This window comes from Cytobacillus firmus (genome assembly GCF_023715565.1).
Taxonomy (GTDB): Bacteria; Bacillota; Bacilli; order Bacillales; family Cytobacillaceae; genus Cytobacillus; species Cytobacillus firmus_C.
On sequence record NZ_JAMBOJ010000107.1, the window covers coordinates 1 to 6972 of the forward strand.

General features: G+C 41.1%; 5 protein-coding genes and 1 pseudogene. 4 read left to right on the top strand and 2 right to left on the bottom strand.

The features are described 5' to 3' along the window. Nucleotides 1-440: 440 nt before the first annotated feature. Entirely contained in the window at nucleotides 441-2630 is a 2190-nt protein-coding gene (locus M3205_RS24685) for a DNA topoisomerase III (RefSeq protein ID WP_251172295.1), read from the bottom strand. Nucleotides 2631-2704: 74 nt separating this feature from the next. Then, a complete protein-coding gene (locus M3205_RS24690) occupies nucleotides 2705-2962 on the bottom strand; it encodes a transposase (RefSeq protein ID WP_251172296.1) in 258 nt (85 codons plus the stop codon). Between the two features lie 198 nt (nucleotides 2963-3160). Here M3205_RS24690 and M3205_RS24695 point away from each other — a divergent pair, with 198 nt between their 5' ends. The 4 genes and pseudogenes from M3205_RS24695 (at nucleotide 3161) to M3205_RS24710 (ending at nucleotide 6792) form a co-directional block, all read left to right on the top strand. Beyond that, on the top strand, nucleotides 3161-3373 hold the full coding sequence (locus M3205_RS24695) for a hypothetical protein (RefSeq protein ID WP_251172299.1): 213 nt from the start codon (nucleotides 3161-3163) through the stop codon (nucleotides 3371-3373). Beyond that, nucleotides 3306-3982: pseudogene (locus M3205_RS24700) on the top strand (DNA topoisomerase); the annotation flags it as partial. The gene M3205_RS24695 and the pseudogene M3205_RS24700, both read left to right, overlap by 68 nt. Before the next feature lie 101 nt (nucleotides 3983-4083). Next, nucleotides 4084-5397: a short-chain fatty acid transporter gene (locus M3205_RS24705; protein ID WP_251172297.1), complete on the top strand. Its 1314-nt coding sequence runs from the start codon at nucleotides 4084-4086 to the stop codon at nucleotides 5395-5397. A 162-nt stretch (nucleotides 5398-5559) separates the two neighbouring features. Next, nucleotides 5560-6792 carry an aminopeptidase gene (locus M3205_RS24710; protein ID WP_251172298.1) on the top strand — a complete coding sequence of 411 codons (1233 nt, stop codon included), beginning with the start codon at nucleotides 5560-5562 and terminating at the stop codon, nucleotides 6790-6792. Nucleotides 6793-6972: the final 180 nt, after the last annotated feature.

Here is a 6972-nt window from a genome sequence, read left to right on the forward strand (position 1 = left end):
CAGATAACTCGTTTCAGCTCAACATGACGGCCCTCATTCCAAGTTTCAATTAATCAGTTGTGATTGCTTTTTAGCAATCCTCCTATTTCGTGTTTATACACTTATAAGGAAACGTTTCGCACAGTACGTTTCTTCGTAATCTCACACTGACATTAACATAAATATCCATTTTTTGAAAATAAGTTCCTCAACAATCTTGCCCGATTGCTGAACAAGAAAAAATCCTGCATCAATACAGGATTTTGATCAAACTTTTACAAACGGTTAAACTTTGTTTAAAACGGTTCGACTTTTTTCAAAACTCTTTCAAAACCACAGGGGGGCGATTTTTGAAGATTCGCTTCTCGAATGAGTCAACTTTATTATATCTCTCAACATTTCACATAATAAAATAGAAGTGCCGATCTAAACTTCTAGATAGACACTTTTATTTTAATAATTTAATCAAATTTTATTCCCTTTAATAAGTCTGCAAAGGCATTATTAATAGGTTCGGCTTCTTTTTCTTGCTGTTTTAAGTACTTTTGTACAGTGCGTTTATCTGCTTTTCCACCAGATTCTTTTTTACGTCGTGCTTCAAAAGCAGATAGTTTCTCGCGATATCCACATTTACAAGCGAAGACTTGACCTTTACCTTCACCACGAAGTTCCATTTTCTTTTTACATTGAGGGCAGCGTGCATTGGTTAAGCGTGCGACATTCTTTTTATGACCACATTCACGATCTTGGCAGACAAGCATTTTGCCTTTCTTGCCGTTTACTTCTAGCATTGGTTTTCCACAGTCAGGGCATGATTTTGTGGAAAGGTTGTCGTGCTTGTATTTTTTATCACTTGCTTTAATTTCAGCAACTATTTCTTTTGTATGTTGTTTCATTTCATTGATGAAAACATCTTTTTTTAGTTTCCCTTTAGCTATCAGCTCAAGCTTTTGTTCCCACTCAGCTGTTGTCGCTGGCGATTTTAATTCTCCTGGTACTAAATCTAGTAGTTGGCGACCTTTAGAAGTGATATAGATTTCTTTTCCACCACGTTTTTCGATTAGGAATGAATTGAATAATTTATCAATAATATCAGCGCGAGTTGCAACTGTGCCAAGTCCACCAGTTGATTTTAACGTATCTACAAGCTTCTTATCGTTTGTTTCCATGTACTTTGTAGGATTTTCCATGGCTGACAGTATAGTAGCCTCTGTAAAGCGTGCAGGGGGCTTTGTTTGGCCTGATGTTTGAGCGATTAATTTTGTTATTAATACATCATCTTTTTCAAGTCGAGGTAATAACTGCTCTTTTACATCATCAGTTGATTCTTCATCATCGAAACGGTTTTCGTACACTTCTTTCCAACCAGCATTAATTACCGATTTTCCTTTAGCAATGAATTTTTCATAACCGATTTTTGCTTGTACTGTTAACTGCTCGTATTCAAAAGCAGGGAATAATACAGCTAAGAAACGTTTTACGACAAGGTCATATATCTTACGTTCTTTATCTGTAAACGCTGAGAAATTCACATAACCTTCAGTTGGAATGATAGCATGGTGATCACTTACTTTCCTATCATCTACAAAGGTGTTTGTTGCTTTAATTGGCTTTGTTAATACTTTATTAGCAAGAGAACGATATTCACCTACACCACATGCTTTTAAACGCTCTGGAAGCGTACTAACAATGTCCGAAGATAAATAACGTGAGTCTGTACGAGGATATGTTAACACTTTATGTTGCTCGTACAGTTTTTGCATGATATTTAGTGTTTCTTTAGCTGAATAACCAAAGATTTTATTAGCATCACGTTGTAACTCTGTTAAATCATATAGAGCAGGTGAGAATGTTTTCTTTGCTTTACGGTCAATGGAAACAACAGTGGCATCTTTACGTCCAAGTGATTTAACGATTGCATCGATTTTTTCTTTATTAAAGCTACGACTATTACCATTCGCATCTTGCCACGTTAATTTAAGTCCTTCTGTTTGAGCTTCAATGCCATAATACGTTTGAGGCTTGAAGCTTTTTATTTCATCTTCACGTGCTGCGACCATGGCAACTGTTGGTGTCTGTACACGACCACAGTTTAATTGAGCATTAAATTTAGTTGTTAATGCACGAGTTGCATTTAAACCGATGTACCAGTCTGCCTCAGAACGTGCTACTGCTGAGTAATACAAGTTTTCATAAGCTTTACCAGGCTTTAAGTTATTGAATCCATCTTTAATCGCTTTATCTGTTACAGAGGAAATCCACAGACGTTTGATTGGCTTATGAACTTTTGCTTTATCAAGAATCCAACGTGCAACTAATTCTCCTTCTCTCCCTGCATCAGTAGCCACAATTATTTCATTCACATCACTACGACTTAATTGTGTTTTTACAGCATTAAACTGCTTTCCAGTTTGTTTCATGACAACTAATTTCATACGTTCTGGAAGCATAGGAAGGTCTTCTAGATTCCATGTTTTATATTTATTATCATATACCTCAGGATCTGCTAAAGTTACTAAATGTCCTAGCGCCCAAGTAACAATATATTTGTTTCCTTCTAAAAATCCATTGCCTTTCTTCGTACACTTCAATACATTTGCAATATCACGTGCAACGGAAGGTTTCTCAGCAATTACTATACTTTTTGCCATTTTTCCGAACTCCTTTACTGACTATGTACCGTCTAATATACCATAGTTTCAGTGTGGGAAATGTATAGACACTTTTATTTAGCAGTCATAATAGACATCGCTTGTTTCAGAATATCAATTTCTTGTTTTAACCGTTTATTTTCTCTATAAATTTTATTTAAATCTTTAGGAGTGGGTGTTGTTTCTATATTTGAATAGACCTTGATCCATTTGTAAATAGACGTAGGAGATATTCCATATTCTACTCCCAACTCTGAAACAGTTCTACCCTCAATATGTAATTTAACCATTTGTTTTTTAAACTGCTCGTCATATTTTTTATAAGTCATCATTTTGAGATGATATCCCCCATATTCTGTAATCTCCTTCTTTATATTTATGTGCAATGGATTTTATAAGTTTATTACCACCTCCCCTTAAGAAATCAATAATGAATCGCTTTTGACATTTTTTAATATGGTGTATATTCTAATTGTACATCATCATGGAGATATGCCGGCCGTGAAGGTGAGCTTGTCGCCCGTTGGATATTGGAGAAAATCCACTGGCGCCAAAACATCAAACGTTTATGGATTTCTTCTGTAACAGACCGTGCCATCCGTGACGGTTTTCACAACCTTAAGCCTGGAAAACAATTTGAAGACCTGTATGAATCCGCCGTTTGCCGGGCAGAGGCTGAAGAACATTTCGAAAGGGCAGAGCTTTATGCTGCAAAATGCCGAATCTGCTGCGAAGCTCACTGAACCGCCTCTTCACTATTCCGAAGCTGACATTTTGACACAGATGGAAAAATACAGCCTCGGAACACCTGCGACAAGAGCGGAAATCATTGAACGGCTTCTTGAGACTGAAGCCCTCGAAAGACAAAATGGACGCCTGTTTCCGACTAAAAAGGGCAAACAGCTGCTGGACCTGGTGAATGAAGATCTGAAATCACCGGAACTGACGGCCAAATGGGAGCAGGAGCTTGAGAATATCGCACGCGGAAAAGCAGATCCAAAAGTGTTTCTCCAAAATATATCCGCAAGCAGACTCAAACTCTGGTTTCAGAAATTAAAAAGAGCGACAAATCGCACCGTGCCCACAATCTCACCGGCTCGAAATGTCCGGAATGCAATTCCTTCCTGAAAGAAAGGAATACAAAGGACGGAAAAATACTTGTCTGCTCCAACCTTGATTGCAGTTTCCGAAAGCGCAAGGATCCAAAGCTTTCCAACCGCCGCTGTCCTCAGTGCCGCAAAAAAATGGAAATCCATCAGGGCAAGGCAGGCGCCTACTTCCAGTGCCGCCCATGTAATGTGGTGGAGAAAGCCCAGGACAAAAAGAAAGCCGCAATGGAAGATAAAGATTAATGTATATAGCCCTGGCTGCCGCCGGGGCTTTTCTATATGAACCGGCATACACAGCTTGTCCTCTCCATAGCATGTACTAATACTGAAAGGAGTGTGACAGGATGTTAACCAGAATGGCAGATCGTTTCTCCAAACTTGTGGAAAGGTATCTACCTGACGCCTTTGTCATTGCTGTACTAATGACTCTGTTTGTATTCATAGCCGGATTTTTCATGAAGCCTTCTGAACCTGCCCAGCTGTTTAAATCATTTGGTGATGGCTTCTGGGTATACCTTGCTTTTACCATGCAAATGGTGCTCCTCTTAATGACAGGCATGGCGCTTGCTTCTGTTCCTTCTGTACAGCGTATACTTGAAAAGCTTTCCTCCAAAGCGAAGACAGCCAATCAGGCATACGTACTCACTTTTCTTGTTTCTTCTGCTGCTTATTATATTAATTGGGGCCTTGCTGTCGTAGTTGGCGCCATTATTGCCCGTGAAGTCGGAAAAAGAAATCTGAACGCACACTTCCCTCTATTAGTGGCTGCAGCCTATGCACCTACTGCTCTATATACAGCCGGCCTATCGAGTTCAATTGGTTTGACTGTTGCGACCAAGGGACATTTTCTGGAGGAGGTGGCTGGCGTAATCCCCACTTCGGAGACCATTTTCCATCCTGGGACGATTACTATTTTAATTGCACTTGTCATTACAATGCCGATTTTCATCGTGCTCATGGCACCTAAGAAAGGCATAATCTCATACGTTCCCCCAAAGGCATCCAAGGACGAAACTGAACCGGTTGAAGTTTTAAAAACGCCCGCCGGAGAACTTGAACGAACACCTTTTCTTGGCATCTTTATCGGCTTGATTGGATTAATCTATGCAGTATTTGAGTTTGTAAATGGGCGTGATCTTGACTTAAATATTATCAATATTACCTTTTTATCCCTGGGGCTCATCCTACACAAATCGCTTTTACAATACGCAAATGCCTTTAAAGAGGCGGGTTCTGCCATTTCCCCTATCATTCTGCAATTTCCGTTTTACGCTGGAATTATCGCTGTTCTTGGCAGCTCCGGTTTAGCAGAGTCTATAATCAATGGAATGGCGTCAATAGCAAGTAAAGACACCTTTGATATTTTCACCTATTGGACCGCTGGAATCGTTAATATGCTTGCCCCTTCAGGCGGCGGGCAGTGGGCTTTGCAGGGGCCGCTTCAAGTTCCTGCCGGGCTGCAGCTGGGGGTTGATCCGGCCATTACGGCTATGGCTGTAGGCTGGGGTGATGCCTGGACGAACCTGATCCAGCCTTTCTGGGCACTTCCTATTTTAAGTGTAGTCGGCCTTCATATTCGTCATATTATGGGCTACTGTGCATTGCTGGCCATATGGGTGGGCATTGTTACGACCATTTTAATGATCTTTGTATATTAATAGAGACAGCCAAGCCTTATCAGGGTTTGGCTGTTTCTCATTTCCTCCGCCCGGAGATGGAGTCCGGAAGTTCTGCAGAATGATTTTCAGTTCAATAGGTTTCTTTTTCGGGACGGAACCGCTACAATGAACATGAAGATTCTGACAAAAGGAGAATACATAATGAGTCAATTTCAAACGAATTTAGAGAAATACGCAGAGCTTGCAGTGAAGGTCGGCGTAAATGTACAAAAGGGTCAGACATTGGTTATTAACACAACACTGGATTCAGCTGAACTGGTTCGCACTATTGTGAAAAAGGCATATGAAGCAGGAGCTCACAACGTGGTTGTGAACTGGAGCGATGATGTGGTCACACGCACGAAATACGATTTGGCACCGGATGAGTCTTTCTCGGAATACCCGGAATGGCGTGCAAAGGAAGTCGAAGATTTAGCCGAAAAGGGTGCAGCATTCATGTCAATCGTATCAGCAAGCCCTGATTTGCTGAAAGGCGTGAAATCAGAGCGAATCGCAAGCTTCCAGAAAGCAGCAGGACAGGCGCTTGCAAAATACCGCAAATTCATCCAATCCGATAAAGTGAGCTGGACAGTCATTGCCGCTCCTTCTCAAGCATGGGCAAACATGGTATTCCCTGAAGCTCCAGAGGAGTCCAGAGTGGAAATGCTTTGGGAAGCTATTTTCAAAGCCACTCGCGCTGACTTGGATAACCCGGTTGAAGCCTGGAAAAAGCATGATGAAACACTTCATGAAAAAGTGGAATATTTAAACAGCAAGCGATATCAGAAGCTTCACTATAAAGCTCCAGGAACAGACCTGACAATCGAGCTTCCAAAAGGCCATTTATGGGTCGGGGCAGGCAGTGTGAATGAACAAGGACATGAATTCATGGCCAATATGCCGACTGAAGAAGTGTTCACAGTACCATACAAGACAGGTGTGAACGGTACAGTTTCCAGCACAAAGCCGTTAAGCTACGGCGGAAACATCATCGATAACTTCAGCCTGACATTTGAAAATGGCCGCATTGTCGATGTGAAAGCAGAAGAAGGAGAAGAAATCCTCAAGCAGCTGGTTGAGACAGATGAAGGCTCCCACTACCTTGGTGAAGTGGCTCTGGTTCCTTTCAACTCGCCGATTTCCAAGTCCAATCTGCTTTTCTATAATACTTTATTTGATGAAAATGCTTCAAACCACCTTGCCATCGGCAGTGCATATGCATTCTGTATTGAAGGCGGCAAGAAAATGTCCAGTGAAGAACTGGCTGAAAACGGCTTAAATGAAAGCTTAACACATGTTGATTTCATGATTGGTTCCGCTGAAATGGATATCGACGGAATCACTGAAGACGGCAGCGCTGAGCCTGTGTTCAGAAAAGGTGACTGGGCCTTTTAAAGCGAAAGCGCCCTTTCGTTACTAAAAAAATCATGCGGTTATTTACCCGCATGATTTCAGTTTGTAGACAAAAGGGGTTCGGAATAGTCTCATTCCGGACCTCTTTTTTGAATTTTATTGGCTTTGAAGCATTTTCAGATGATGATAGACCTCTCCGAGGTCATCTTCTAGGCCATTTCT